Source organism: Streptomyces sp. NPDC054863 (assembly GCF_053610825.1).
The window spans coordinates 1-23901 of record NZ_JBSGZD010000106.1 but is presented as its reverse complement, the minus strand read 5'-3'; the positions used below and the strand labels follow the sequence as shown (position 1 = coordinate 23901).

General features: G+C 70.4%; 26 protein-coding genes. 14 read left to right on the top strand and 12 right to left on the bottom strand.

The window, feature by feature from the left end:
* The first annotated feature begins 93 nt into the window (after nucleotides 1-93).
* Nucleotides 94-699, top strand: coding sequence for a GNAT family N-acetyltransferase (locus ACWGIG_RS20110; protein ID WP_453322981.1), 606 nt, complete (start codon nucleotides 94-96; stop codon nucleotides 697-699).
* 89 nt (nucleotides 700-788) lie between these two features.
* Here the strand turns inward: ACWGIG_RS20110 and ACWGIG_RS20105 are convergent, their stop codons facing one another.
* On the bottom strand, nucleotides 789-1370 hold the full coding sequence (locus ACWGIG_RS20105) for a TetR/AcrR family transcriptional regulator (RefSeq protein WP_453322978.1): 582 nt from the start codon (nucleotides 1368-1370) through the stop codon (nucleotides 789-791).
* A 161-nt stretch (nucleotides 1371-1531) separates the two neighbouring features.
* On the opposite strand from ACWGIG_RS20105, the gene ACWGIG_RS20100 reads away from it, so the two are divergent.
* The 3 genes from ACWGIG_RS20100 to ACWGIG_RS20090 all read left to right on the top strand — a co-directional run bounded on the left by ACWGIG_RS20100 (nucleotide 1532) and on the right by ACWGIG_RS20090 (nucleotide 3555).
* Nucleotides 1532-2125, top strand: a complete 594-nt coding sequence (locus tag ACWGIG_RS20100; RefSeq protein WP_453322977.1) for a dihydrofolate reductase family protein — start codon at nucleotides 1532-1534, stop codon at nucleotides 2123-2125.
* 5 nt (nucleotides 2126-2130) lie between these two features.
* On the top strand, nucleotides 2131-2718 hold the full coding sequence (locus ACWGIG_RS20095; RefSeq protein WP_453322976.1) for a dihydrofolate reductase family protein: 588 nt from the start codon (nucleotides 2131-2133) through the stop codon (nucleotides 2716-2718).
* 87 nt (nucleotides 2719-2805) lie between these two features.
* On the top strand, nucleotides 2806-3555 hold the full coding sequence (locus tag ACWGIG_RS20090) for a DUF6304 family protein (RefSeq protein WP_453322975.1): 750 nt from the start codon (nucleotides 2806-2808) through the stop codon (nucleotides 3553-3555).
* A 187-nt stretch (nucleotides 3556-3742) separates the two neighbouring features.
* Here ACWGIG_RS20090 and snpA read toward each other — a convergent pair whose 3' ends face one another.
* Nucleotides 3743-4372: a snapalysin gene (gene snpA, locus ACWGIG_RS20085; protein WP_453322974.1), complete on the bottom strand. Its 630-nt coding sequence runs from the start codon at nucleotides 4370-4372 to the stop codon at nucleotides 3743-3745.
* Nucleotides 4373-4623: 251 nt separating this feature from the next.
* On the opposite strand from snpA, the gene ACWGIG_RS20080 reads away from it, so the two are divergent.
* From ACWGIG_RS20080 to ACWGIG_RS20060, 5 genes are all read left to right on the top strand, one after another.
* The gene (locus ACWGIG_RS20080) at nucleotides 4624-5577 is read left to right on the top strand and encodes a LysR family transcriptional regulator (protein WP_453322973.1); all 954 of its coding nucleotides are present in this window, start codon (nucleotides 4624-4626) and stop codon (nucleotides 5575-5577) included.
* A gap of 339 nt (nucleotides 5578-5916) precedes the next feature.
* Complete coding sequence (locus ACWGIG_RS20075; protein ID WP_453322972.1) at nucleotides 5917-6582, top strand: chemotaxis protein CheB; 666 nt, start codon at nucleotides 5917-5919, stop codon at nucleotides 6580-6582.
* A gap of 6 nt (nucleotides 6583-6588) precedes the next feature.
* Complete coding sequence (locus tag ACWGIG_RS20070) at nucleotides 6589-8451, top strand: CheR family methyltransferase (protein WP_453322971.1); 1863 nt, start codon at nucleotides 6589-6591, stop codon at nucleotides 8449-8451.
* Nucleotides 8452-8490: 39 nt separating this feature from the next.
* Complete coding sequence (locus ACWGIG_RS20065; RefSeq protein ID WP_453322970.1) at nucleotides 8491-9372, top strand: ANTAR domain-containing protein; 882 nt, start codon at nucleotides 8491-8493, stop codon at nucleotides 9370-9372.
* Between the two features lie 100 nt (nucleotides 9373-9472).
* On the top strand, nucleotides 9473-10273 hold the full coding sequence (locus tag ACWGIG_RS20060; protein ID WP_453322969.1) for an ANTAR domain-containing protein: 801 nt from the start codon (nucleotides 9473-9475) through the stop codon (nucleotides 10271-10273).
* Between the two features lie 7 nt (nucleotides 10274-10280).
* On the opposite strand, the gene ACWGIG_RS20055 is transcribed toward ACWGIG_RS20060, so the two are convergent.
* Complete coding sequence (locus ACWGIG_RS20055) at nucleotides 10281-11891, bottom strand: DUF2079 domain-containing protein (RefSeq protein WP_453322968.1); 1611 nt, start codon at nucleotides 11889-11891, stop codon at nucleotides 10281-10283.
* A 145-nt stretch (nucleotides 11892-12036) separates the two neighbouring features.
* Nucleotides 12037-12942 (bottom strand): S41 family peptidase, encoded by a 906-nt coding sequence (locus ACWGIG_RS20050; RefSeq protein WP_453322967.1) that lies wholly within the window; start codon nucleotides 12940-12942, stop codon nucleotides 12037-12039.
* A gap of 57 nt (nucleotides 12943-12999) precedes the next feature.
* Between ACWGIG_RS20050 and ACWGIG_RS20045 the strand changes: the two genes are divergently transcribed.
* Nucleotides 13000-13563 (top strand): ArsR/SmtB family transcription factor, encoded by a 564-nt coding sequence (locus tag ACWGIG_RS20045; protein WP_453322966.1) that lies wholly within the window; start codon nucleotides 13000-13002, stop codon nucleotides 13561-13563.
* Nucleotides 13564-13639: 76 nt separating this feature from the next.
* Complete coding sequence (locus tag ACWGIG_RS20040) at nucleotides 13640-13828, top strand: hypothetical protein (RefSeq protein WP_453322965.1); 189 nt, start codon at nucleotides 13640-13642, stop codon at nucleotides 13826-13828.
* 25 nt (nucleotides 13829-13853) lie between these two features.
* On the opposite strand, the gene ACWGIG_RS20035 is transcribed toward ACWGIG_RS20040, so the two are convergent.
* The 4 genes from ACWGIG_RS20035 to sodN all read right to left on the bottom strand — a co-directional run bounded on the left by ACWGIG_RS20035 (nucleotide 13854) and on the right by sodN (nucleotide 16961).
* Nucleotides 13854-14558, bottom strand: a complete 705-nt coding sequence (locus ACWGIG_RS20035) for a GAF and ANTAR domain-containing protein (protein WP_453322964.1) — start codon at nucleotides 14556-14558, stop codon at nucleotides 13854-13856.
* Nucleotides 14555-15361: an ANTAR domain-containing protein gene (locus ACWGIG_RS20030; protein ID WP_453322963.1), complete on the bottom strand. Its 807-nt coding sequence runs from the start codon at nucleotides 15359-15361 to the stop codon at nucleotides 14555-14557. Before ACWGIG_RS20030 ends, ACWGIG_RS20035 begins: the two co-directional genes overlap by 4 nt.
* A gap of 380 nt (nucleotides 15362-15741) precedes the next feature.
* Nucleotides 15742-16317, bottom strand: coding sequence for a hypothetical protein (locus ACWGIG_RS20025; protein ID WP_453322962.1), 576 nt, complete (start codon nucleotides 16315-16317; stop codon nucleotides 15742-15744).
* 248 nt (nucleotides 16318-16565) lie between these two features.
* Nucleotides 16566-16961 (bottom strand): superoxide dismutase, Ni, encoded by a 396-nt coding sequence (sodN, locus tag ACWGIG_RS20020; RefSeq protein ID WP_362418364.1) that lies wholly within the window; start codon nucleotides 16959-16961, stop codon nucleotides 16566-16568.
* 155 nt (nucleotides 16962-17116) lie between these two features.
* On the opposite strand from sodN, the gene sodX reads away from it, so the two are divergent.
* The gene (gene sodX, locus ACWGIG_RS20015) at nucleotides 17117-17635 is read left to right on the top strand and encodes a nickel-type superoxide dismutase maturation protease (RefSeq protein ID WP_453322961.1); all 519 of its coding nucleotides are present in this window, start codon (nucleotides 17117-17119) and stop codon (nucleotides 17633-17635) included.
* On the opposite strand, the gene ACWGIG_RS20010 is transcribed toward sodX, so the two are convergent.
* Complete coding sequence (locus ACWGIG_RS20010; protein WP_453322960.1) at nucleotides 17539-18168, bottom strand: CGNR zinc finger domain-containing protein; 630 nt, start codon at nucleotides 18166-18168, stop codon at nucleotides 17539-17541. The genes sodX and ACWGIG_RS20010 overlap by 97 nt on opposite strands.
* A 109-nt stretch (nucleotides 18169-18277) precedes the next feature.
* Here ACWGIG_RS20010 and ACWGIG_RS20005 point away from each other — a divergent pair, with 109 nt between their 5' ends.
* Nucleotides 18278-19069, top strand: coding sequence for a class I SAM-dependent methyltransferase (locus tag ACWGIG_RS20005; RefSeq protein WP_453322980.1), 792 nt, complete (start codon nucleotides 18278-18280; stop codon nucleotides 19067-19069).
* 213 nt (nucleotides 19070-19282) lie between these two features.
* Here the strand turns inward: ACWGIG_RS20005 and ACWGIG_RS20000 are convergent, their stop codons facing one another.
* Genes ACWGIG_RS20000 through ACWGIG_RS19990 form a run of 3 tightly spaced genes read right to left on the bottom strand, consistent with a single transcriptional unit; the run spans nucleotide 19283 to nucleotide 22019 of the window.
* A complete protein-coding gene (locus ACWGIG_RS20000; protein WP_453322959.1) occupies nucleotides 19283-20077 on the bottom strand; it encodes an amino acid ABC transporter ATP-binding protein in 795 nt (264 codons plus the stop codon).
* The gene (locus ACWGIG_RS19995; protein WP_453322979.1) at nucleotides 20074-21012 is read right to left on the bottom strand and encodes an amino acid ABC transporter permease; all 939 of its coding nucleotides are present in this window, start codon (nucleotides 21010-21012) and stop codon (nucleotides 20074-20076) included. The genes ACWGIG_RS20000 and ACWGIG_RS19995 overlap by 4 nt, the downstream gene beginning before the upstream one ends.
* A 53-nt stretch (nucleotides 21013-21065) precedes the next feature.
* Nucleotides 21066-22019, bottom strand: a complete 954-nt coding sequence (locus ACWGIG_RS19990) for an ABC transporter substrate-binding protein (RefSeq protein WP_453322958.1) — start codon at nucleotides 22017-22019, stop codon at nucleotides 21066-21068.
* 623 nt (nucleotides 22020-22642) lie between these two features.
* On the opposite strand from ACWGIG_RS19990, the gene ACWGIG_RS19985 reads away from it, so the two are divergent.
* On the top strand, nucleotides 22643-23848 hold the full coding sequence (locus ACWGIG_RS19985) for an NAD(P)-dependent malic enzyme (protein ID WP_453322957.1): 1206 nt from the start codon (nucleotides 22643-22645) through the stop codon (nucleotides 23846-23848).
* Nucleotides 23849-23901: the final 53 nt, after the last annotated feature.

The following is a 23901-nucleotide window of genomic DNA, read 5'->3' as shown; positions in this document are numbered from 1 at the left end:
GGCCCCTCCCCGTACCCCCAACTCTGCGATCATGGGCGTTCGTTGAGCACGGACGCCCGCGCACGCTGCGCGGTCGGGGAGACGGAGACGGGCATGGGCGTACGGATACGGCAGGCGACCTGGGCGGACCGGGACGCGGCGCTGCGGCTGGTGGACGAGGCGTTCCGGGACGACCCGGTGAGCCAGTGGATATTTCCCGAGCCCGGCCACTACGGCAGGGTCCACGCGCAGATGATGGGGGCCTTCTTCGACCTGGTCCTCAAGCACGGCTGGGTGGACGTGACGGAGGACCTGTCGGCCGTCGCGATGTGGCTGCCCACCCCGGCGGGCGAGCCCGAGCCGGACGACGGCCCCGCGCAGCTGCGCGCCGCCGTCGACCCGGGCAACGCGCGCATCGAGCTGGTCGGCACGTTCACCGCCGCGAACCACCCGCACCACCGGGAGCACGCCTATCTGTGGATCATCGCCGTGGACCCGGAGCGGCAGGGCGAGGGCCTCGGCTCCGCGCTGATGGCGCCCGTACTGGAGACCTGCGACCGCGAGGGAACGGCCGCGTACCTGGAGGCGAGCAGTGAGCGCAGCCGGGAGCTGTACCGGCGCAGGGGCTTCGCCGACCTCGGGGAGCCGCTGCGGCTGCCGGACGGGGGGCCGCTGATGTACCCGATGTGGCGCGACCCGCGGACCTTCCCGCAGAAGTAGCGGACGTTCGCGCAGATGTGACGGGCGTGCGCGCAGAAGCAGAAGCACACGTACGGGAGTCACGCGGCCGGGAGCCACGCGTACGGGAGTCACGCGGTCGGGAAGATCCGCTCCACCGTGATCGCCACCAGTTCGTCCAGGGCCTCGGGGGTGTCCGACAGCATCTCCGGCAGCGTGAAGTGCTCCACCAGCAGGCCGGTCATGGCCAGGTAGAGGACCCGCATGGCGTCGGCGTCGCCCGGCAGGCCCGCTGCCTGGTGGAAGCGGAGGTTCTCGTCGAACTGCTCCTTGACGGTCCGGTTGAGCTCCTCGCGCAGACCGGGTCGCCGGGTGGCTTCGAGCCGCAGCTCCAGCATCGCCAGATAGCCGGAGCGCTCGGCGACCATGCGGCGCACGAGGTCGCGCATCAGGTCGACGACCAGCTCCCGGGACGGCTCCGGGGCCATCAGACGGGCGACGTGGGCCGGGTCGGGGATCATGCGCTCGTTGACCCGCGCCGCCGTCTGGGCGAGCAGGGCGTCGCGGTCCGCGAAGTAGTTGGACGCCGTGCCGGTGGGCACGCCCGCGCGGGTGTCGACGGCACGGAAGGTGAGCCCGCGGGCGCCTTCGTGGGTGAGCACCTCGATGGAGGCGTCCAGCAGGGCGGTTCGGCGCTCGGGGTTCTTGGCCATGGGGTCTCTTCCTTCTCACTTTTCGTACGGCAATCTCGTACCGCAAAGGGCTTGCGCAACCACTACACCTGAAGCACTATAGCTGTCGTGGTTCCGGCGACGGGCCACAGCCACCTCTCGGAGAAGCCACACCCACACCCACACCCGGAAAAGGACCCCGCTTGCGCAAGCTCACGTACTTCGTCGGAATGTCCATCGACAGCTTCATCGCGGCCCCCGACCTCGCGGTCGACGCCTACCCGGTCAGTGAGGAGTTCCTGAAGGACTTCCTGATCGGTGAGTACCCGGAGTGCATCCCGACCCACATCCGCCGGCACTTCGAAGCCGACGACCGGCCCAACACGCACTTCGACACGATGCTCCAGGGCCGCACCACCTACCAGGCCGCCCTCGACATCGACATCACCAGCCCGTACGCGCACCTGCGTCAGTACGTGGTCTCCCGCAGCCTCGCCGAGGCCGGGCCCTCCCCGTCCCCGGACGTCGAGCTCGTCTTTGGCGACGTCGCCGCGAAGGTACGGGAGTTGAAGGCCGAGGAAGGCGGACTCGGCATCTACCTCGCCGGCGGCGGCAACCTGGCCGGCCAGCTCCTGGACGAGATCGACGCGCTCGTCCTCAAGGTCTACCCGGTGGTCCTCGGCGACGGGATCCCGGTCTTCACCGCCGAGTTCGGCGTGCACTCGTTCGCGCTCGACTCCACCCGCACGTTCACCAACGGCACCGTCGTACTCACCTACTCCCGGCTGAAGGGCTGACCCGCTTGCGCAAGCTGACCTACTACATCGCCTCCTCCCTCGACGGTTTCATCGGCCACCCGGAAACGGGCGACGGCGCGTTCTTCGAGCAGTTGGCGACCGGCGAGTACCACCGTTTCATGTTCGGCGAGTTCGCCGACACCCTGCCCACCTTCGCCCGTAAGCACCTCGGTCTCGACGACAAGCCGCTGACCCGGTTCGACACGATCGTCCAGGGCCGCAGGAGCAACCAGGTCGCCTTCGACCAGGGCATCACCAGCCCGTTCGCGCATCTGCGCCAGTACGTCGCCTCCCGCACCCTCACCGATTACCCGGACCCGGCCGTCGAGCTGATCCGTGACGATCTGGTCGGCAAGGTGCGGGAGTTGAAGGCCGAGGAAGGCGGACTCGGCATCTACCTCTGCGGCGGCGGCGACATCGCGGGCCAGCTCATCGACGAGATCGACGAGCTGATCATCAAGACGTACCCGTTGCTCGTCGGCTCCGGCACCCCGATGGCGTCCGCCGGATTTGCCCTGCGCCGCTACGAGTTGACGGAGTGCCGGACCTTCGACAACGGTGCGATCGTCTCGACGTACCGCAAGATCCGGTGACCCCGCGCAGGGACGGCCGCCGCCCGCAGCCCGCCGCGGTGGCCGTCCTTGATCGGCAGGCCTCCCGGACGCACTAAAGTCCCGCCCATGACAGGAGAGTCATGGGTCGGCTGGTACCGGGATCGTGCCGGTACGCAAGCCCTCACCATCAGCACGGACGGGCGGCGGCTGCACGCCCGCATCAGAGGCGCCGAGTTCACCGGCCAGAGCTTCGACGCGCTGCGCCCGGCGCCGGAAGAGCCCCCGGACGGGGGCCTGTTCGCGCTCACCCCGCAGGGAACGCTGTGCGGCTGCGTCCTGGAGTGGGACATACCGATGCCGGTGTACGACGCGGGGACGGTCCACCGTGCCGTCCTGCGCTGCCTGCTCACCCTCGGCAGCCCGGTACCCGACGGCCCCGGCCTCGACCGCGTGCACCTCGGGCTCGCCCTGCACTTCGACGGCGCGCTGTTCCTGTCCGGGCGCGCGGAGAACGACTTCGCGGGCGCCCTCGCCGAGATCCAGCGCCGGCTCCCCTCCGGCAGCTACCTCAAGTCGTGCCTCTCGTGCGCCTTCTCCGACTACTTCCCCGGCGGCTCGGGTACGGGATTCTTCGGCGCGCTGACCTGCTTCCGGGACGCCAAGGACGCGTACCGCGCGGTCGAGGACCGAGGTGGCCTCCTCGACCTCTGGGACAGCGGCTCCGGCACCGTCCAGGAGACCCACCGCTGCCCCGACTTCGAACGCAGGCCCGACGAGGGCCGGGGTACCGGACACCGGGGCGCGTTCCCCGCACCGAGGGCCGAACTCACGCACGTACAGGGGGATTTCAAGCCTCCGCAGGCATTCGCGGGCTGATCGTCCGGCCTGCCGAGCCGGCCTGCCGAGCCGGCCTGCCGAGCCGGCCTGCCGAGCCGGTGTGCACACGGCGGTGCGCACACGGCGGTGCCGCGTGCCCCCGCGGATCCGGTCGGGGAGGTGAGGACCGGATCGCGCGGGCACGCGGCAGTTCGGTGCGGGTGCTGACGGGTATTTCCAGGTGCTGCTAGCCGACCAGCCCGTTCGCCCACAGCTGGTTGACGCGGGCGCGCTCGGCCGCGTTCGGGGTGGCGTTCTGGCAGGACGTGCCGGGGCCACCGCCCGACATCAGCTCGCTGCACGGGCCGGAGTAGCGGTCCGGGAGGCCCAGGACGTGGCCGGTCTCGTGGGCGGTGACGCGGGTGGAGTTGTACTGCTGGTTCTGCCGGTAGTCCAGGAAGATGTAGCCGCGCCCGTGACCGTCCGTGCTGGCGTAGGAGCCGCGCGAGTCATTGCCCTCGCGGTAGGTGAAGCTGGCGCCGGAGGTGCTCTCCTGGAGCTTCACGTTGCTGACGGAGCTGTTCCAGATCTGGGTGGAGCGGGCTATCTGCGTGCGGAAGGTCGGTGCGCTGGAGGCGTTGTAGCGCACCGTGACGACCTTGATGCCCGGGTTGGCGGCCCGCTGCTCGCGGACCGACTTCATGACGGCCTGCTGGAACGCCTTGGTGGCGGCTGCGTTCTCCTTGGACTGCTCGTACGCGGCGTACGAACTCGTGGGCGCCGGGGCGGTCGTGGTGGCGTTCGCGACGGGTGCGGCGCCGACGGCGGCGAGGCCGAGGCCGAGAGCGGTGGCGAGGAGGGCGCGGGGGTGTCTCATGGTGGGGGGTTCTCCCTGCTTGTCCGTGGGCCCGGTGGGTCCGGGCGTGGGTGGGACTGGGGAGAGTGTGGGGGCGCGGGAGGGTGCTGCGGATGATGTCAACCGGTGATAGCACGACGACATCCCCTGCCCCCGGCCACTCGGTGACCGTCCCTGTCGCTCTCAACCTGTGCTGAATTCCAGCCAGTTGACCCCATGACCACCAGGAGAACATCTGGTGCCGGCGGTTCCGCAGCTCTACTCTCACCCCCATGGAGCTGGAGGTGCGACATCTTCGTGCACTGTGTGCGATCGCGGACGCGGGCAGTCTGCACAAGGCCGCCCGTACCCTCGGCATGAGCCAGCCGTCCCTGACCACCCAGCTGCGCCGCATCGAGAACTCCGTGGGCGCCGAACTCTTCTCCCGCCGCCCGACCGGCTGCCGCCCCACCCTGCTCGGCCAGTCCCTCCTCGCCAGGGCCCGCCCCCTGGTCGACGGCATGACCGAACTCATCACGGAAACCCGCGCCGAGGCCGCCCGCGCGGTGGGCGGCGGCCCGGCCCTGCGCATCGGCTCCACCGCCAGCCGGGTCGTCGCGGGCTGGCTGCGCAGGCTCCGGCTGCGCCTCCCCGACACCGGCACCACCCTCCACGTCGACGTGTCGGCCAACGCGCTCCTGCGCATGGTGTCCTGCGGCACCCTCGACGTGGCCTTCGTGCACGAGGTCGAGGGCTGCCCCCTCCGTATTCCGGCGGGCCTGGAGATCCGCGTGCTCCTGGACCGGGAGCCCCAGTTCGTCTCCCTCTCGATCGACCACCCGGCGGCCTCGGCCTCCGTCGTGGACCTCGCCGACCTGGCCGCCGACCGCTGGATGGTCGACCCGAGCGTGGACGGCGAGCGCGACGGACTGCGCCGCGTCCTGACCGCCGCCGGTCTCGACCCGCCGCTCCTGCACGGCGACTACCTCACCGCCTCCTCCCTGATCGTCATCGGCGAGGCGGTGGCCCCCTGCCAGCCCACCTCGGGCCCCCGCGACGACATGGCCATCCGCCCCCTCCGCGACGACCCCCTGGGCGTCCGCCTGCTCCTGGCCGCCCGCCCGGGAATGCCCGAATTTCCGCTCCTGTACGCGGACCTGGAGGGCGCCTACCGGGACGCGGCGCTACGGGCGGCGGGGTACCGGGAGTGGCTGGAGCGGGCGGGGAGTCCGCTGGTGGGGGCGTAGCGCACGGCAGGATCACGGGGCGGGACGCGAGGGGCCCCGCCACGACGGGGGAACGTGGCGGGGCCCTCGTACGCTCACGTGCCCGGGGGCCGGCGGGTCATGCGTACCGGACGGAGAAATTTCGAGGCGGTGCGGCGGGCCGTGGCGCGACCCTGCTCCGGGCCCTTGTCAGGCTCCTGTCCTGGCCTTGTCCGGATCCCGGTTCGGGCCCTGCTCCGGGCCTTGTCCGGATCCCTGTCCGGGCCCCTGTCCGGGCCCCTGTCCGGCTTTCGGTCGGGGCCCGTGCACCCGGCCCGATCCGGCCCGGACGGTGACCGGTTCGTCCGCTACGCTCGCCTTGTGAGCTCCGGACAACAGGTATCCGAGCAGGCGCGGGAGCCGCAGCGTCGGGAGGCTGTCGCCGTCGTGGCCCTCGCCGCGTCCGCGGGCGGGGTCCACGGGCTCGGGGTGGTCCTCGGCGGTCTTGGCGCGGACTTCCCGGTGCCCGTCGTCGTCGTGCAGCACCTCCACCGCACGCACCGCACCTTCATCGCGGAGGTGCTCTCCCGGCGCTCCGCACTGCCCGTGAAGCTGGCCGAGCCAGGAGAGACCGCCGGGCCGGGCCAGGTGTACGTGGCGCCGCCCGACCGGCACCTGCTGCTCCGCGCCCGCGGAGAGGTGGAGCTGTCCGCCGCCCCGCCGGTCTGTTTCGTACGGCCGAGCGCCGACCTCCTCTTCGGCTCCCTCGCCGCTTCCTACGGGCCGCGCGCCCTCGTCTGCGTACTCACGGGTACGGGCCGGGACGGCGCGGAGGGCGCGGTCAGGGTCAAGCAGGCCGGGGGGACGGTGCTGGTCGAGGATCCGGCCGGCGCCGAGTTCGACGGGATGCCGTCCGCAGCGGTGGCCACGGGCGTCGCCGACCGTGTGCTACCCCTTGAGGGCCTTGCCGCCGCACTGCGCGTGTGCGTGGGTGCGGCACCGCCCGACGACCGGGCGGACACCCGGCCACCGAGCAGACAGGGGTAGTCAGCAGTGACGAGAGATCCGGCCTCTGGCCCGGAGACCGACCAGGGGCTGGAGAAGCTGCTCCGCTTCCTGCGGGACGCCCGCGGCTTCGACTTCACCGGATACAAGCGGTCCAGCCTGGGCCGCCGCATCCGCAAGCGGATGAGCGACGTGGGAGTGCAGGGGTACGACGACTACCGCGACGTCCTGGAGACGGACACCGACGAGTTCCGGGCCCTGTTCAACACCATCCTGATCAACGTCACCTCGGTCCTGCGCGACCCCGACGCCTGGGACCTGCTCCAGCGCGAGGTCGTACCGCGGGTGATCGAGGAATCCGGCCCGGGCGCCGAGATCAGGGTGTGGAGCGCCGGCTGCTCCAGCGGCGAGGAGGCGTTCTCGCTGGCCATCGTGTTCGCGGAGGTCCTCGGCATCGAGGAGAGCCTGGAGCGGGTGAAGATCTACGCCACCGACGTGGACGAGGAGGCGCTGCGCGAGGCCAGGGGCGGGCTGTACCCGGCGAAGGTGCTGGAGCCGCTCTCCGCCGCGCTGCGCGACAAGTACTTCGAGCCGAGCGGGGCCAAGTACGCCTTCCGGCCCGATCTGCGCCGTCGGGTGATCTTCGGGCGGCACGACATCACCAAGGACGCCCCGATCTCCCGCCTGGACCTGCTGGTCTGCCGCAACACCCTGATGTACTTCAACGTCGAGGCGCAGTCCCAGATCCTCGACCGGTTCCACTTCGCGCTGAGCGAGGGCGGCCACCTCTTCCTCGGCAAGGCGGAGATGCTGCTCAACGACACCGAACGGTTCGAGGCGGTCAGCATCCGCCAGCGCATCTTCCGCAGCCGCCCCGGCGGCGAGGGCCCGCCGCACTCCGCCACCGGGCACAAGCCGAGAGCCACCGCGGGGACCGGCACGGAACCGCGCGCCGCCACCCGCGCCCGCCAGTTGCGCGACCTGATCCTGGACTCCGCGCCCAGCGCGGGGGTCGCCCTGGACGCCGAGGGCACCGTCGTCATGATCAACCATCAGGCGCGGTCGCGGTTCGGGCTGACCGTCCACGACATCGGGCGCCCCTTCCAGGACCTGGAGCTCTCCTACCGGCCCATCGAGCTGCGTTCCCTCATCGAGCAGGCGGGTCAGGAGCGGCGTGCCATGTGCGTCAACGCCGCCGAACGCCGCATGGGTGACGAGGTGCAGTACTTCGACATCCTCATCCAGCCACTGTCGGGCGGGCCCGGGCTGCCCACAGCCACCCACATCACCTTCACCGACGTCACGGTGACCACGCAGCTCAGGGCCGAGGTCAAGCGGATTCGCGAGGAGCTGGAGACCTCCCACGAGGAACTCCAGTCCACGAACGAGGAGTTGGAGACCACCAACGAGGAACTCCAGTCCAGCATCGAGGAGCTGGAGACAACCAATGAGGAACTCCAGTCCACCAATGAGGAGTTGGAGACCACCAACGAGGAACTCCAGTCGGGGCAGGAGGAGATGGAGACCATGACCGACGAGATGCGGATGCGCACCGCGGACCTCGACGAGACCCGTGCCTTCCTGGAGGGCGTCGTCCGCTCCATCGCCGCCGGTGTCGTCGTCCTGTCCGCCGACATGCGGGTGAAGAGCTGGAACAAGGGGGCCTTCGACCTGTGGGGGCTGCGGACCGAGGAGGTCGTCGACGAGGACTTCTTCGCCCTGGTCTTCGGCCTGCCGACCACCGGACTGCGCGAGGTCGTCCAGCAGTGCGTCGTCGCCGGCAAGCGCGCCGGACCCGTCACCATCCCCGCCGTCAACCGTCTCGGCCGCACCATCAACTGTTCCGTGGTGTGCTCCCCGTTCGACGGTCACAACGGGGGCGTCGTCCTGCTGATGGAAGATGTCCCGTAGGAGCGTTACGAGCCGCTCCGCCGGACGTACGCTGGAGGAATGACGGCACGGGGCGGGAATCCGGAACCGGTGGTCGACCAGGCGGAGGCGGCCCGCCGCCGCGCCGCAGCGGCAACTCTGCGCGAGGAACGCCAGATGCGTCTGGCCGAGCGGCACGAGCGGCTCGCCGAGGAGACCGACCAGTCGTTCCACGACTCCATGGCCCGTACGCACCGCAAGGTCGCCGCCCGCCACCGGGAGGCGGCGAGGCTCCAGGAAGCCTTCGCCCGGCGCGCGGCGCAGTGGTCGGAGGGCCGCGGCGCCCGCCCCGTGTTCATGGCCGAGGTCGCCGATGCGTGTGGGTCCAGGAGCGTCGCACTCACCCTGACCGCGCTCGACCTCACCCACCTCGCCGTCGCCGCCTCCGACCAACGCGCCCGCGACGCACAGAATTTGGAGTACGTGCTGGGTGACGGGCCGGCCAGCGAGGCGGTGGGCGGACGGCACGTCGTCACCGCCAGCGGACCGGCCGTCGAGCTGCGCTGGCCCGGGTACGGCGCGGGCCTTTCCGGGCTGGGACTTTCCGCGGTGGCCGCCCTGCCGCTGACCGAGCCGTCCGGCTGCATCGGGGTGCTGACCGTCTTCGACCCCCGGCCAGGACTCGTCGAATCGGGCGCCCTCGACGAGCTGGCGGCGACGCTGACCGAGGGGGTGCTGCTGGGGCCCGACGCGGACCGCGACCTGTACGGCGGCGCCGACCTGCGGGTGATCGTCCACCAGGCTGCCGGGCTGCTCTCGGAGCAGGCGCGGTGTTCGGTCGGGGACGCCCTGGCGCTGATCAAGGCGCGGGCCTTCGCGGTAGGGGAATCAGCCGAATCTGTCGCAGAGCAAATTGTTTCCGGCTCTTTGCGGCTTCCCGTCGGCCGGTTCGGTGTTGACTGAGACCAGCGGTGCGACCAGCACCCGCGCCCGTGTCCGCCGGTGGGTGTCAACTGCCGTACGAGACGGGGCGCGTGAGGAATCAGAGAGGGCGGCAGACGTGATGGCCACTTCGCACCAGCGGCTCGCCCGCACTTTCGTGACGATCGCGGAGGCCGTCGGCGCGCTGGACGACGCCCATGACGTCCTGACGTACCTGACCATGCTCGCCGACAACACCGTCGGGCTCCTCGACGTGCACGCCGCCGCGGTGCAGCTCGCTCCCACCGGCGCCAGGCCCACCAGGACCGCCGCTTCGGACCCGCAGGCCGAGACCCTGGCGAGGCTCGCCGCCGACTGGGAGGAGGGCCCAGGCCCCGACTGCCTGAGGGGTGGCGTCGGCCTCGACGTCCCGCTCGATGCCTCGCCCGACGTCCCGCTCGACTCCCCGCCCGACGATCCGTTAGCGGGGCTTTCGGCCGACGCGCGCTGGCCGCGCTACGCACCCGAGGCGCGGGAGCGGGGGTACGCCCGGGTCGGCGCGATCCCCCTGAGCCAGGGTGACGAAGTCGTGGGCGCACTCGTCCTGTTCTGCACCGACCCGCACGCCCTGCCGGCCGGTGTGCTGGATCTCGGACAGTGCCTGGCGGACGCCGCCGCGATCTCCCTGCTCCGGGAGCGCGAGCTGAGCGCGAGCCGGATCAGGGCGGCGCAGCTGGAGCAGGCCCTGACCAGCAGACTGGTCATCGAGCAGGCCAAGGGCGTCCTCTCGGCCAGACTGTCGCTCACCGTGGACGAAGCCTTCGCCGTCCTGCGCGGGCATGCCCGCGCGCACCAGCGCAAGCTCCACGACACGGCGCGCGACGTGGTGGAGGGCCGGTTGCGGCCGGACCGCCCGATGCGACCGGCCCGCCGGGTGCGCTGAGCGGCCGCTACGGCCTGCGCAGCAGGGTGACGCCGTCCTGCTCCGTCACCTGTACGTAGCCGTGCTCGCGGTACAGGCGGAGCATGCGCTCGGTCCGGGCGACCGGGCAGGGGACCTTGACGGTGGGGTCGGTGCGGTCGACGACCACCCATTGCGGCGGGCGCGCGGGGAGGCCGGTGGGGGCCGTGGGGTCGGGCCCGGTCCCGTAACAGACCAGGCTGACGGTCGTACGCGAAGTGAGCATCGGCGCGAGGCGGTTGGAGGAGGCGACGGTGTCGCCGTCCGGGATCCGGTCGAGGACCTTTCGTGCGACGACGACGTGCTCCGGGGTGCGCCAGGCGGAGGGCACGACGAGGTCGTGGAGCGGATAGACGGCCGCCGTGACCGCGGTGAAGGCGGCGGAGAAGGCGAGCGCGCGCCGGCGCCGCACCCCGGGCAGCAGGTCCTTCCGCCGGCTGAGCACGTCCACGAAACCGGCGAACAGCACCGGCATCAGGATCGCGCTGTAGTGGAACCCCGGCTGCCAGTAGTGCTCGTTGCCCGCCACGAACCGCCAGCCGAGGGTCGGCAGGCAGAGCAGCAGCAGCGGAGAACGCACCCCGAAGAAGGCGACCGGCGCCGCCAGCATGAGCAGCAACAGCCATTTCATCGGCGGCCAGAAAACCCCGAGTGCGAGGGCCAGTACGTTTGCGGAATCTGCGGTTTCATCACCAGGAATCTGTCCCCAGTAGGCGAACCCGCCGCTGGGATTCATCGCGGGAAGAAGGACGAGAATCTCCAGGGCGGTGCCCAGTGCGCCGAGCAGAATGACGCCGATTCCCAGCCGGATGCGCGCAGTCACCCCGGCCGCGACAGGCTTCGAACCCCGCCGCTCCCGTACCGCCTGCCAGGCGATGTACGCACCGACGGCGGACAGCGTCAGCCCGAGGTCCTCCTTGACGAGCAGCAGCGGCGCCGCCCACAGCGCCCCCGCCCACCACCTCCGCTGTCCGAGTGCGACCGCGCTGAACGCCAGCAACGGCACGGCGAAGGCGATCTCGTGGAAGTCCTTGGCCGCCGCCGAGACGATCCCCCAGGACGCCCCGACCCCGCACCCCACCACCAGCGCGGCAACGGGCCCGACGGCACGGTGCGCCCACCGCGTCAGCGGAAAGCATGCCGACGCGAGCAGCGCGGACTGCACGACGAGCAGGGTTTCCGCACCGGGGAAGAGACGGTAGAAAGGCGCCACGAGCACCAGAATCGGATGGAAATGATCTCCGAGGAGATTGAATCCCGGCCCCTTCAATTCAACAACAGGGGCCTGCCCGTGCGCATAGGCCTTGATCGCCTGCTCGAATATCCCGATGTCGAACCCGCCGTTGAGCATGCGGTCGTGGCGAAGAATCGCCACTGTGGAATAGAGCACGAAGAAGAGCCCGGTGAGTGACCACGCCAGCACGCGCGGCCCGGGAAGCCGCTCCCGCAGCGCGGCGAGAAGGCGCTCGCCCCGGGGGTACGAATCCGCGGCCGTGGCCCCGGACCCGGACCGGGTCTTGGATCCGGCCCCCGACCCGGCCCCGCGCCCGGGTATTCGCCCGGACCCAGGCCCCTTCTCCCGCACCGCAGACCCCGCCATGCTCCCCACCCGCATCCGTACTCGTACCCGCAGTCGTATCCGCATTCGACCGCATTCGGCCGCACCAACCTACGGGCCGGTCCGGAGGCCGTCCAAGCCCGGCCCCGGCCCGCTGCGGGAACCCCGGTCGACGGGCCGGACCGAGTCAGCCCGTCAGCCGGGCGAGGGCCAGTGCGTGAGCGCGGTCGAGGGAGTCGGCAGCGGCGCAGGGGACGTCCGGCTGCACGCCGGTGCCTTCCCAGTTGGTGCCGGAGACGGGGTTGACGGCGCGGCCGGTGGGGACGGTGGCTTCCAGGTGCGGGTGCACGGTCCAGCCCCTGCGCGGGTGTGCGCCGCCGCGGGTGCGCTCGCCGACGACCACGGCGCGGCCGAGCTGCTGCAGGTCGTACGCCAGCTCCTCGGCCGCGGAGAAGGTGCTGTCACTGGACAGCACGTACAACGGCTTGCTGCCGCCGAAGCGCGCGCCGGGAACGTACGGCAGGCTCCAGGACTGCTCCCTGCGCTCACCGCCGCGCCAGTGCATGGTGTTGAGGTGGGTGCGCTCGTCCAGGAGGTAGCTGCAGACGAAGGCGACCGAGTCCGGGTCGCCGCCCCGGTTGGCGCGAAGGTCCACGATCAGTGCCTGGGCGCGGGAGGCCAGGGTGAGCGCGGCGCTCAACGGTTCGGCGGCCCACTCCAGCGGAAACAGCATCGGTGCCAGCTCCAGTACGGCGACCCCTCCGTCGAGCAACTCCACCCGGGGCGCACCGCCCAGCGAGGTGTCGAATTCCCGGCGGATGGAGTCCAGGGTGGCGGCCCCCTGCTCCGGAGACACCTGGTCGGGGTGGTACTTCAGCCTCAGGTGCTGGTCGCCGTTGCCGGACTGCAGGTCAGCGGTGACCAGCCGGGCGAGTTCCTCGGCGCCGTCGACGTCGTAGGCGCCCTCCGCGAGGCGTCGCCGCAGCAGGTCAGCGAGCTGCCGGGCGGTCTCGGGGAAGACGTAGTGCTCGGTCAGGAGCCGGACCGTCTCGTCGATGACAGGTGCCGGGCGAAGCTGTGTCTGAGTCGTCATGGCCGGGAGTAGAGCACCACCCTTGCGAAAGCGTCAAACAAATTAGACACTTTCGGTATGCGCGACCAGCCTTCCTACCCGCCACCTCCTGAGGACGTCCTGGAGATCGGTGCGCCCGAGCAGTTCGCGGCGCTCTCCCACCCCTTGCGCCAGCGGCTGCTCTTCGCCCTGGGCCACCGGCCCGCCACCGTCAGCCGACTCGCGGCGCAGCTCGACGCGAAGAAGGGCACCGTGGCCCACCACCTCAAAGTGCTGCGCGAAGCCGGGCTGGTCCACATCGCCGAGAGCCGCCAGGTCCGCGGCGGCACCGAGCAGTACCACCAGCGCACGGCCCGGCGCATGGTCGTCGCCGAACCCCAGGCGGCAGGCACCGCGGCGATGCTCGCCGCGGTCGCCCAGGAACTGGACCTCTCACCCGTCGAGCCCCACCTGACACTGCGCCACCTGCGTCTCAGCCCGGCGAAGGCCGGAGAACTCGGCGAGACCCTCGCCCGACTGGTCGACGAGGCGCAGGAGAGCGCAGAGGACCAGCCGGTGCACGGCGTGCTGGTGGCGCTCTATCAGCAGACCTTGCCGCCCGGCCAGCAGACTCTGCCGCCCGGCACCACCGGTTCCGCCTAGCGGCACCCACCTCACGGGACGGGGCGGTCGGCGGAGCGGGGGAGCCTCTGGGAAGGCGGCGGGTTCAATGGTCGGTATGACGGGTTCCCTGTGGGACAGGCTCTCGGCCGCAGCGCGGGCCGAGGTGGACGAGCTGGTCGCCGAGGAGCGAACCATTCAGGCGATCGTGATCATGCGGGAGCGTGCCGGTACGCCGGTGCCGGAGATCCGGGACTGTGTCGACCTGCTGGCTGAACGCTGCACGGTGCTGCGCGGACAGGACTGAGGGGGCCTCGCTCAGGAGGGCCCGTTCAGTCGTCGGAGGTGACGTGGGCGTGGCCCGAGACGATGGCGCGGGCGACGTGGAGCAGGGGCAGGTCCTGGCTCCAGGCATCGGCGCGCAGCCGGATCAGGGCCTCGTCGATGCTGATGCCGAGGCGGACGGTGAGCATGCCGGCGGCCTGGTGGACGGCGGCCCGGTGCAGGTCCGGGCCGTGGACGCCGGTGGCCAAGGACTGGAGTGGTGTGTGCAGCAGGAGGTTCAGGGCCACGCGGGCGAACTCGTCGAGGTCGTGGCGCTGGCCGGTGGGGAAGGGACCGGAGACGATGCGGTAACCGGACAGGACGCCGACGGTGGCGACGCCCAGGAGCAGCGGGACGGCGATGACGGCGTGGGCCGACAGGTCGCAGGCGGCGGGGGTGAACAGCGGCCAGCGGTCGGCGGGTGCGGCGTTCAGGTCGAACTCGGTGACGGTGCGTCCGGTCCTGGCGGCGTCCATGGTGGGGCCTTCGCCGAGGGTGTACTGCAAGTCTTCCAGGGCCGGGCCGAGAGGGTCACCGGGGTCGGCCCACAGCAGTTCCAGCGCGCCCAGGCGGGAGCGCAGGGTCAGGGTCAGGGCGTCGAGACGCAACAGGCGGGCGGCGTCGGCAGCCGGAGCCGCGGACAGGTCGCTGCCGGTACGGGCGGCCCGGTGCAGGCGGTCCAGAAGGCCGGTGAACTCACCGCTGTCCCTCACAGGTCCTCCCCGGGATGGGTCTCGGAGGAGATTCGTGCGGCTCGCGGTGACGGGCGCGGGCCCACCGGGTGGGGGGCGAGCAGGCCGGCGGGCACGTCGCCCCGGACGATCAGCGTCGACAGTTCGGTGAGTTTCTGCTGCCGGGAGCGGGCATGTACGCGCAGCCGCTGGAACGCCTCGTCCATGCCGACGCCGAGGCGGGCGGTGAGTACGCCCTTGGCCTGTTCGATGATCAGCCGACTGTCCAGCGCGATCTGCAGCTGGCCGGCCAACTGGTCCTTGTCGGCCAGCCGCTGTCGATGGGCGAGGGCCGCGCTGGTGGCCTCGGACAGTGTCCGGGCCAGTTGCAGGTCGCGGCTGCTGGGGCAGGGCGGGGCGGCCATCAGCAGGTTCAGGGCGCCCACGGTTCCGTTCGGCAGGCGCAGGGACACCGCGGCGACCGCAGTGATCCCGGCCTCGCGGGCGCGGAGCGCGAAGCGAGGCCACCGGGTGGTGCCCGGCGGCCCGGTCAGTGAGGTCACCGGCAGATCCTGCTGGCTGCGGGCGCTGTCGAGGCAAGGGCCTTCGTTCAGCTCGGCCTGGTCCTCTTCGAGGGCCAGGCACCGCTCGTCGGATGCGGTGACGTAGAGGGAGCTGTCGCCGTGGTGGTCCAGGACGGTGATGCCGGCGCACCGTACCGGCAGCAGGGCGACTGCCTGGGCGGTCAGGTCGTGCAGCAGCTCCAGCGGATCGAAGTCCGCGCGGAGGTGCGTGAGGGCGAGGACGGCCTGGGCGATGCGTACTTCGCGGTCGGTGGTGGACATGCGCCGCCTGCCTGTCGGCCGGCTTCCGTCCTCGACGGCGGCAGGGCCCGGCCACGTCGACGGCGGAAGAAATGTCGGCCTCTTGAAGGCCGTGTCACGCCCGCCGACAGGGAATGCGCTGCGATGCCTCTCGTTCTTGGAGCGACCCGCCCAAGGCCGTTGCCACGTCCGGATCCATCCGGCTCGAACGGCCTTACGGTACGCCTCCACCGTACTGCTTCCCGGACCCTCGCGCGTCGGACGACCGACGCGAACCCGGCCCGGCGGTAGGGCAGTTACGTCTTCGGGGGCACCAACGCCTTCCCTGTGAAGCGGCTGCCTCCATGCGCCGGAAGACGACACGGAGCAGTCCGCTTGCGGTGGATCGGATCGGTCCTCGTTCAGTAGTTGCCGTTGGCGAGGAGTTCGCCCTTGGCGTCGTAAACGGACACCAGGCCGTTCTTGGAGGACTTCCACTCGGCGAACGCGGTGGCGAGAAGCTTGCCGTCCCCGCCGTGCGGGCCGAGGAGCCCGCCCGTGTAGTCGGTGTGGATCTCCGCGACGTCCATGATGTCGTTCTTCTTGTCCGCCCCCTGCACACGCGTCACATGTTTGGCCGCGGCCTTCTCGGTGCTGGTGCCTGACGTCGCCACGAACGCCTTGAACTGGTCAGCCTGCGATGTGGCAGCCGGTGCCTTCGCGACGGGAGCCCTGTCGGCGGGTTTCGCGTCCGGTGCGTTCGACACGGAAACGGGCGGGCTCTTGGGCTTGCCGCTGGTGTCTCCGCCGTCGCTGAAGGCGGCAGCGACGATCACGATGATGAGCAGGAGCAGAAGGAACAGGCCGCCCAGGACGAGCGCGACCACGGCACCGGTCGACATGCCCTTCTTCGGGGGCGGCGGGTACGGGGCGTACTGCTGCCCGGGGTATGGCTGCTGCTGGTACTGGTGCGGTCCGGGCGGTGGCGGCTGACTCACGGTTCCCCTTCGATGGTGCTGCGGTGGTTGTGGGGGGATGGTGAACGTACCGCCACGCGTGGGGCTTTGGAGCCTGTTCGAGGTTTTTGGGACGAGGAGTAACCCCACCGGAAAGGGCCCCACGGCGGGGCCACCGGCCCGTCACCGAGCGACCGCGCTTCACCCAGAACGACCGCACCCGGTCCGCCACGACCACCCCGAAGGGTGACCTGCGGACCGGGTGCGGTCAGTGGGGGGCGGCGAAGGCGTCAGGCCTTCTTCGTCTCCCAGAAGATGCGGTCGATCTCGGCGATGAGCTCAAGAGCCTTCTCGCCGGTCTTCGGGTCCGTCGACGCCTTGGCGGTCGAGAGGGCCTTCAGGGTGTCGTTGACCAACTGGTGCAGCTGCGGGTACTTCTCGAAGTGCGGGGGCTTGAAGTAGTCGCTCCAGAGCACCGAGACGTGGTGCTTGGCGAGCTCCGCGCGCTGCTCCTTGATGACGACGGCGCGCGCCTGGAAGTGCGCGTCGTCGTTGGCCTGCATCTTTTCCTGGACGGCCTTGACCGACTCGGCCTCGATGCGGGCCTGGGCGGGGTCGTACACGCCGCACGGGAGGTCGCAGTGGGCGCTGACCTTGACCTTGGGGGCGAACAGGCGGGAGAGCATGTAAATCGCATCCTTCCTCGTGATCGTCTTCTCAAGGGTGGAGATTACTCCGTGGAGAGCGCCTTTTCGCGAGTGCCCCCGGGGGCTTACGTCAAAAGTCCGGGGTGAGTATGGGACCGGGGGCGGTGATGGATCGGAACCGGGAGGTGCCGCAGATGACGGAGTACGGGCCGGAGTACGGGCGGGAGCAGGAGAGGGAGAGGGAGAGGGAGAGGGGACGGGAGAGGGAGCGGGCGCGGGAGCAGGGCGGGGAGCGTGGGGCTCAGCGGGCCGTGCTGCCGTTCGGGGTCGCCGAGGTCGGCGGGCTCTCCATGGTGCCGACGCTGCGTCACCGCGATCAGGTGCTGGTCCACTGGGGCGCCGAGGTCCGGGCGGGTGACGTGGCCGTGCTGCGGCACCCGTTGCAGCAGGATCTGCTGGTGGTGAAGCGGATCGTGGAGCGGCGGGAGAGCGGGTGGTGGGCGCTCGGGGACAACCGGGACGAGGAGATGTCCGACTCCCGCACCTTCGGGGCCGTACCGCCCGCCCTGGTGCTCGGGCGGGTACGGGCCAGGTACCGGCCGATGCGGGCCGGGCGTCAGAGGTCCGTCGGCGCGGTCGTCTCGTGGTTGCTGTCGGCGGTGCGGCCCGTGCTGGCGGACCGTTCTGTCTCCAGGCGCTTGCGGGCGCGGTAGGCGGCGACGTTGGCGCGGGTCGCGCACCGGTCGGAGCAGTAGCGGCGGGAGCGGTTGGTCGACGTGTCGAGGTAGGCGTTGCGGCAGGGTGCGGCCTGGCACAGGCCGAGGCGTTCCGGGCCGTGCTCGGTGACGTGGAAGGCCAGTCCCATGGACGCGGTCGCCGCGTAACCCGCGGTCACGTTCGAGGGGTGCTCGGCGAGGTGCATGTGCCAGTCGGGCCGGCCGTCGCTCTTGCGGGTCTCGTGGCCGGAGATCTGCGGGCTCACCGGGAATTCGAGGAGGAGCGAGTTGAGGAGGTCGACGGCCAGGGTCTCGTCGCCGGTGTCGGCCGCCTCGAAGATCGCGCGGAGGCGGGCGCGTACCGAACGGAAGCGGGTGACGTCGGCGTCGGTGGCCCGGCGGGCCGCCTGCTGATTGCCGCCGAACAGGTCGCGGACCGCTTCCACCGAGGTGAGGGAGTCCTTGTTGCGAGCCGGTTCCTCGCTGTTCACCAGGCGTACGGCGTAGTCAGCGTAATAGGCCAGTTCCACTTGTAGTCCTTACAGGGGCGGTCTAGTCTCGGTGCGAGCGTCTGACGTAATGGGCGGTTCTCGGTCGAGAGTATTACGGAGTGGGTGGTTTCCCGTGGTGGATCAGTCGATGGGTGCGGGCGGGGCGGGTGCGGCCGGGGGCCGGTCGGGTACGGACTGGGCGGCGTGGCAGCGGAGCTGGGACCGGCAGCAGGAGTGGTACATGCCCGACCGCGAGGAGCGCTTCCGGGTCATGCTCGACATGGTGGAGGCGGTCGTCGGGCCCGAGCCGCGGGTGCTCGACCTCGCGTGCGGTACGGGAAGTATCACGGGCAGGCTGCTGCGGCGGTTCCCGAAGGCGACGAGTACCGGCGTCGACCTCGATCCGGCGCTGCTCGCGATCGCCCGCGGGTCCTTCGAGGGGGACGGGCGGGTCGAGTTCGTGTCCGCGGACCTCGCCGACCCCGGCTGGCGGAGCAAGCTTCCGTACGAGAGCTACGACGCGGTGCTGACCGCCACCGCCCTGCACTGGCTGAAGCTGGGACCGCTCGGCACGCTGTACGGGGAGATCGGTGAACTGGTGCGCGGGGGCGGGGTGTTCATGAACGCCGACCGGATGAAGGACTCGACGACCCCGCGGATCAACGCCGCCGAGCGGGCGCTGCGGCACGCGCTGATGGAGCGTACGAAGGGTGGGGCGGGAGGAGAGGTGCGGGACTGGGCCCAGTGGTGGGAACTGGCCGCCGCCGACCCGGAGTTGGCGGCTCCCACCGCCGAGCGTTTCGCGATCTTCGGTGAGCACGCGGACGGTGAGACCCCCTCGCTGGAGTGGCACGCGGCGACGCTGCGGGCGGCCGGGTTCGGGGAGGCGCGGGCGGTGTGGGCGTCGCCCTCGGACTCGCTGGTGCTTGCGGTCAAGTAGCTTCGGACGTAGGGGTGTTGCGGTGCGCGCGTGCTGCGCGGGCCGCCCCTGGGCGGGCGTTGTCGTAGGGGTGTTGCGGTGCGCGCGCTGCTGCGCGGGCCGCCCCCGCGCGGGCGTTGTCGTACGGGTGCCGCGCCCGCCGTCGTACGCATGCGCAAGGGGCGGTACGGCGAAAGCCGTACCGCCCCTTCCCCGTCTACCGCCGTGTGCGACTCACAGCACCTTCGACAGGAACGACTTCGTGCGGTCGTGCTGAGGGTTCGTCAGGACGTCGCGCGGGTGGCCGGATTCCACGACCACGCCCTCGTCCATGAAGACCAGCGAGTCGCCGACCTCCCTCGCGAATCCCATCTCGTGGGTCACGACGATCATCGTCATGCCGTCCTCGGCGAGCCCGCGCATCACGTCCAGCACGTCGCCGACCAGTTCGGGGTCGAGCGCCGAGGTCGGCTCGTCGAAGAGCATCAGCTTGGGCTCCATTGCCAGCGCACGGGCGATGGCGACGCGCTGCTGCTGGCCGCCGGAGAGCTGGGAGGGGTAGTTGCCAGCCTTGTCGGCGAGGCCGACCCTGTCCAGGAGGCGTTCGGCGCGGGCCCGGGCGACCGCCTTGGACTCGCCCCTGACCTGGATCGGGGCCTCCATGATGTTCTCGATGGCGGTCATGTGCGGGAACAGGTTGAACCGCTGGAAGACCATGCCGATGTCGCGGCGCTTGCGGGCGACCTCGCTGTCCTTCAGCTCGTAGAGCTTGTCGCCCTTCTGTCGGTATCCGACCAGTTCGCCGTCGACCGAGAGGCGTCCCGCGTTCACCTTCTCCAGGTGGTTGATGCACCTGAGGAAGGTCGACTTGCCGGAACCGGACGGGCCGATCAGACAGAACACCTCGCGGGGCGCCACCTCCAGGTCGATGCCCTTGAGGATGTGCGCGGCACCGAAGGACTTGTGGACGCCCTCGGCCTTGACCATGGGGGTGCCGGAATTCTTCGTCATCGCAGTCTTCGCAGTCATCGCATTGCTCCCGCGCGGTTGCCCAGCGAGGCCAGGTTGGCCTTGACCTTCTGGAAGGGGGTGAGGGGCAGCGCGCGGCTTGACCCCCGCCCGTAGTAGCGCTCCAGGTAGAACTGACCGATCGAGAACAGCGTGGTCAGGATCAGGTACCAGGTCGCCGCGAGGAAGAGCATCTCCACCGCCGCGCCCGAGGTCTGCCCGATGTCCTGGGCCTGGCGCAGCAGTTCGGCGAACTGCACCGCCGAGACCAGCGAGGTCGTCTTCAGCATGTTGATGACCTCGTTGCCCGTCGGGGGCACGATGACGCGCATCGCCTGCGGGATGACCACCCGGCGCAGCGTCTTGGCGTGGCTCATGCCGAGCGCGTGCGACGCCTCGGTCTGGCCCTCGTCGACCGCGAGCAGGCCGGCCCGGCAGATCTCCGCCATGTACGCCGCCTCGTTGAGCCCGAGGCCCAGGAGCGCGGTGAGCAGCGGGGTCATGAAGACCGACCAGTAGTCCTTGTAGATCGGACCCAGGTTGATGTACTCGAAGACCAGGCCCAGGTTGAACCAGACCATCAGCTGGACCAGGACCGGGGTGCCCCGGAAGAACCAGATGTAGAACCACGCGATGGACGAGGTCACCGGGTTCTTGGAGAGCCGCATCACCGCCAGCAGGATGCCGCCGACGATCCCGATCGCCATCGACAGGAAGGTGAGCAGCAGGGTCTGGACCATGCCGTCCAGAATCCGGTCGTCCAGGAAGTAGTCCGGGATGGCACCCCAGTTGATCTTGCCGCGGGCGAACGCCGAAATAATCGCCACCAGCAGGGCGATGGCGATGACCGCCGAGACGTACCGCCCGTAGTGCCGTACCGGGATCGCCTTGAGCGGCGCGGGGGCGGTCGGGGCGGCGGAGGACGGTATGGAGTCCTCCGGGCCCTTCTTGTTCATGTCAGCTGTCACAGCTTTTGCCTCTCGGGCCTCACGGTGGGGGTACGGGTGGGTCAGGAGCCGCCGTTGACCTTGACCTCGGTGACCGCGCCGCCCTCGGCACCCCAGTTGCTCAGGGCCTTCTTGTAGTCGCCGTTGGCGATGATCGCCTTGAGCGCCGCTTCGATGGCCTTCGTCAGTTCCTTGTTCTGCTTCGAGATGGCGATGCCGTACGGGGCCGCGTCGACGTCGTCGCCGACCTTCTCGAAGTCATTGCCGCCGCCCGAGGTCTTCACCGCGTACGCGGTCACCGGGGAGTCGGAGGAACCGGCGTCGGCGCCGCCCGAGCGCAGCCGGGTCTGGGCCTGCTGGTCGTTGGTGAAGGCCTCGATCTTGATCTTGCCCTTGCCGTCCTTCTCGCACTTCTCGGACTGCTTCTTGGCCAGGTCCTCCGAGACGGTGGTGCGCTGCACGACGAGCTTCTTGCCGCACAGGTCGTCCCAGGTCTTGATGTTCTGGGTCTTGCCCTTGGGGGTGTAGAGGGAGACGCCGGCGGTGTAGTAGTCGACGAAGTCGACGCCCTCGCCGACCTTCTTGCCGTCCTCCATGCCCTCCTGGCGGTCCTTGGTGTCGGTCATCGCCGACATCAGGAGGTCGTAGCGCTTGGCGCGCAGACCGGTCACCAGGGCGTCGAAGTCACCGTTCTCGAACTTGAACTCGATGCCGAGCTGCTTGCCCAGGGCGGCGGCGATGTCGGGGTCGATGCCGACCACCTTGCCGTCCTTGTCCTTGAATTCCACCGGAGCGTACGAGATGTCCGAGCCGACCGTCACGATGCCCTTGGCCGCGATCTCCTTGGGCACCAGGTTCGCCAGAGGCGCCCCGGACTTCTTCCCGCCGTCGCCCGAGGGCTCCTTCTTCGTCTGGTCGCCGCAACCGGTGAGAACCAGGGCGCCGGCGACCGCGAGCGCGCCGACCGCGGCTATTCGGGAACGTGCGGCCGAGCGGCGGGGGGTGAGAGCGGTCATGGAGGTCCTCCGGCAGATGAGGGTGTACGTCCGTTTCCCGGTGGTCCGGGGCCCGGTGGTCCGGGCAGGTCGCGGTGGCCGAGCACGCGGCTCTGAGTGGCACGACCGGACACGACCAGGTGTGATGTCGGCATCTTGCCATTCGGACCAGGTCATTAAGGGGGCCGGTCATGTCAAAATCAGATAACGGGTGATCCCCGAACCCCCACGGGCCGGTACATCAAGGCCGGACCTTCTGCAGGGTTGTTGCCTTACTACCGGAGAAACTCCGGCAAGTCTCGCGATGCGGACACAAAACAAGCCGCACAACAGGACAAGTACCGGACTTCTACGGAACTTGTCCGACATCGCCTCATGAGTCGTCCCAACTCCACCGATGCTCTGCTCACCATCGGCAACCTCTCGGATACGGACTCGTCGCCGGTGTGCCCCGTCCGGTAAGAAGGACCATTACACCCCTCATCCGGGGCCCAGGGCGCGTGTGCGGCGCGCCCGCGCGCACGTACCTCCCCCCGCCCGGGCGGGCCAACCACCCGGGCAGGGCACGTGCGCGGACCCGCCCACCCCTCCTCAACCAGGAGTGGCCACCCTCAACTGATGAAGACTTAAGGGGTCAACAGACAATGGCAGCGGAGATCGTCAATCCTGAAACCGGTACGGGCGCGGGGCTGGATGAGCCCTTCGACCCGGCCTTCGCGCTCCACCGGGGCGGCAAGATGGCTGTCCAGTCCACCGTGCCGATCCGCGACAGGGACGACCTGTCCCTCGCGTACACGCCCGGTGTCGCCAAGGTGTGCAGCGCCATCGCCGAACAGCCGGACCTGGTCAACGACTACACCTGGAAGTCGAACGTCGTCGCGGTCGTCACCGACGGCACGGCGGTCCTCGGCCTCGGTGACATCGGTCCGGAAGCCTCCCTCCCCGTGATGGAGGGCAAGGCAATCCTCTTCAAGCAGTTCGGCGGCGTCGACGCGGTGCCGATCGCGCTCGCGACCACGAACACCGAAGAGATCATCGAGACGGTCGTCCGTCTCGCCCCGTCCTTCGGCGGGGTCAACCTCGAAGACATCTCGGCCCCGCGCTGCTTCGAGATCGAGCGCCGGCTCCAGGAAGCCCTGGACATTCCGGTCTTCCACGACGACCAGCACGGCACGGCCGTGGTGACCCTGGCGGCCCTGCGCAACGCGGCCCGCCTCACCGGCCGCTCCCTGGCCGACCTGCGCGCCGTCATCTCGGGTGCGGGCGCGGCGGGCGTCGCCATCGCCAAGTTCCTCCTGGAGGCCGGTCTCGGTGACGTGGCCGTCGCCGACCGCAAGGGCATCGTCAGCCGCGACCGCGAGGACCTGACGCCGGTCAAGCGCGAGCTGGCGGAGCTGACGAACAAGGCGGGGCTGAGCGGATCCCTCGAATCCGCCCTCGCCGGCGCGGACGTCTTCATCGGCGTTTCCGGCGGTACGGTCCCGGAGCCCGCGGTCGCGTCCATGGCCTCCGGCGCGTTCGTCTTCGCCATGGCGAACCCGAACCCCGAGGTCCACCCCGACATCGCCCACAAGTACGCGGCGGTCGTCGCCACGGGCCGCTCGGACTACCCGAACCAGATCAACAACGTCCTCGCCTTCCCCGGCATCTTCGCCGGTGCGCTCCAGGTGCGTGCCTCGCGCATCACCGAGGGCATGAAGATCGCCGCGGCGACCGCGCTGGCGGACGTGGTGGGCGACGCGCTCGCCGCCGACTACGTCATCCCGTCCCCGTTCGACGAGCGGGTCGCTCCGGCGGTCACGGCGGCGGTCGCCGCTGCCGCTCGGGCGGAGGGTGTGGCGCGGCGCTAGTCGCTCGCCGCTTCGGCTGTACGTGTACGGGCCGCGCCCGTGCCCCCGGTGCG

Coding starts and splice junctions, on each gene's coding strand:
- ACWGIG_RS19995 (WP_453322979.1), bottom strand. CDS start 21,012: ATGAACAAGAAGGGCCCGGAGGACTCCATACCGTCCTCCGCCGCCCCG.
- ACWGIG_RS20080 (WP_453322973.1), top strand. CDS start 4,624: ATGGAGCTGGAGGTGCGACATCTTCGTGCACTGTGTGCGATCGCGGAC.
- ACWGIG_RS19985 (WP_453322957.1), top strand. CDS start 22,643: ATGGCAGCGGAGATCGTCAATCCTGAAACCGGTACGGGCGCGGGGCTG.
- ACWGIG_RS20040 (WP_453322965.1), top strand. CDS start 13,640: ATGACGGGTTCCCTGTGGGACAGGCTCTCGGCCGCAGCGCGGGCCGAG.
- sodN (WP_362418364.1), bottom strand. CDS start 16,961: ATGCTCTCCCGCCTGTTCGCCCCCAAGGTCAAGGTCAGCGCCCACTGC.
- ACWGIG_RS20050 (WP_453322967.1), bottom strand. CDS start 12,942: ATGACGACTCAGACACAGCTTCGCCCGGCACCTGTCATCGACGAGACG.
- ACWGIG_RS20030 (WP_453322963.1), bottom strand. CDS start 15,361: ATGTCCACCACCGACCGCGAAGTACGCATCGCCCAGGCCGTCCTCGCC.
- ACWGIG_RS20065 (WP_453322970.1), top strand. CDS start 8,491: ATGACGGCACGGGGCGGGAATCCGGAACCGGTGGTCGACCAGGCGGAG.
- ACWGIG_RS20045 (WP_453322966.1), top strand. CDS start 13,000: ATGCGCGACCAGCCTTCCTACCCGCCACCTCCTGAGGACGTCCTGGAG.
- sodX (WP_453322961.1), top strand. CDS start 17,117: ATGACGGAGTACGGGCCGGAGTACGGGCGGGAGCAGGAGAGGGAGAGG.
- ACWGIG_RS20060 (WP_453322969.1), top strand. CDS start 9,473: ATGGCCACTTCGCACCAGCGGCTCGCCCGCACTTTCGTGACGATCGCG.
- ACWGIG_RS20105 (WP_453322978.1), bottom strand. CDS start 1,370: ATGGCCAAGAACCCCGAGCGCCGAACCGCCCTGCTGGACGCCTCCATC.
- ACWGIG_RS19990 (WP_453322958.1), bottom strand. CDS start 22,019: ATGACCGCTCTCACCCCCCGCCGCTCGGCCGCACGTTCCCGAATAGCC.
- ACWGIG_RS20055 (WP_453322968.1), bottom strand. CDS start 11,891: ATGGCGGGGTCTGCGGTGCGGGAGAAGGGGCCTGGGTCCGGGCGAATA.
- ACWGIG_RS20090 (WP_453322975.1), top strand. CDS start 2,806: ATGACAGGAGAGTCATGGGTCGGCTGGTACCGGGATCGTGCCGGTACG.
- ACWGIG_RS20000 (WP_453322959.1), bottom strand. CDS start 20,077: ATGACTGCGAAGACTGCGATGACGAAGAATTCCGGCACCCCCATGGTC.
- ACWGIG_RS20005 (WP_453322980.1), top strand. CDS start 18,278: ATGGGTGCGGGCGGGGCGGGTGCGGCCGGGGGCCGGTCGGGTACGGAC.
- snpA (WP_453322974.1), bottom strand. CDS start 4,372: ATGAGACACCCCCGCGCCCTCCTCGCCACCGCTCTCGGCCTCGGCCTC.
- ACWGIG_RS20110 (WP_453322981.1), top strand. CDS start 94: ATGGGCGTACGGATACGGCAGGCGACCTGGGCGGACCGGGACGCGGCG.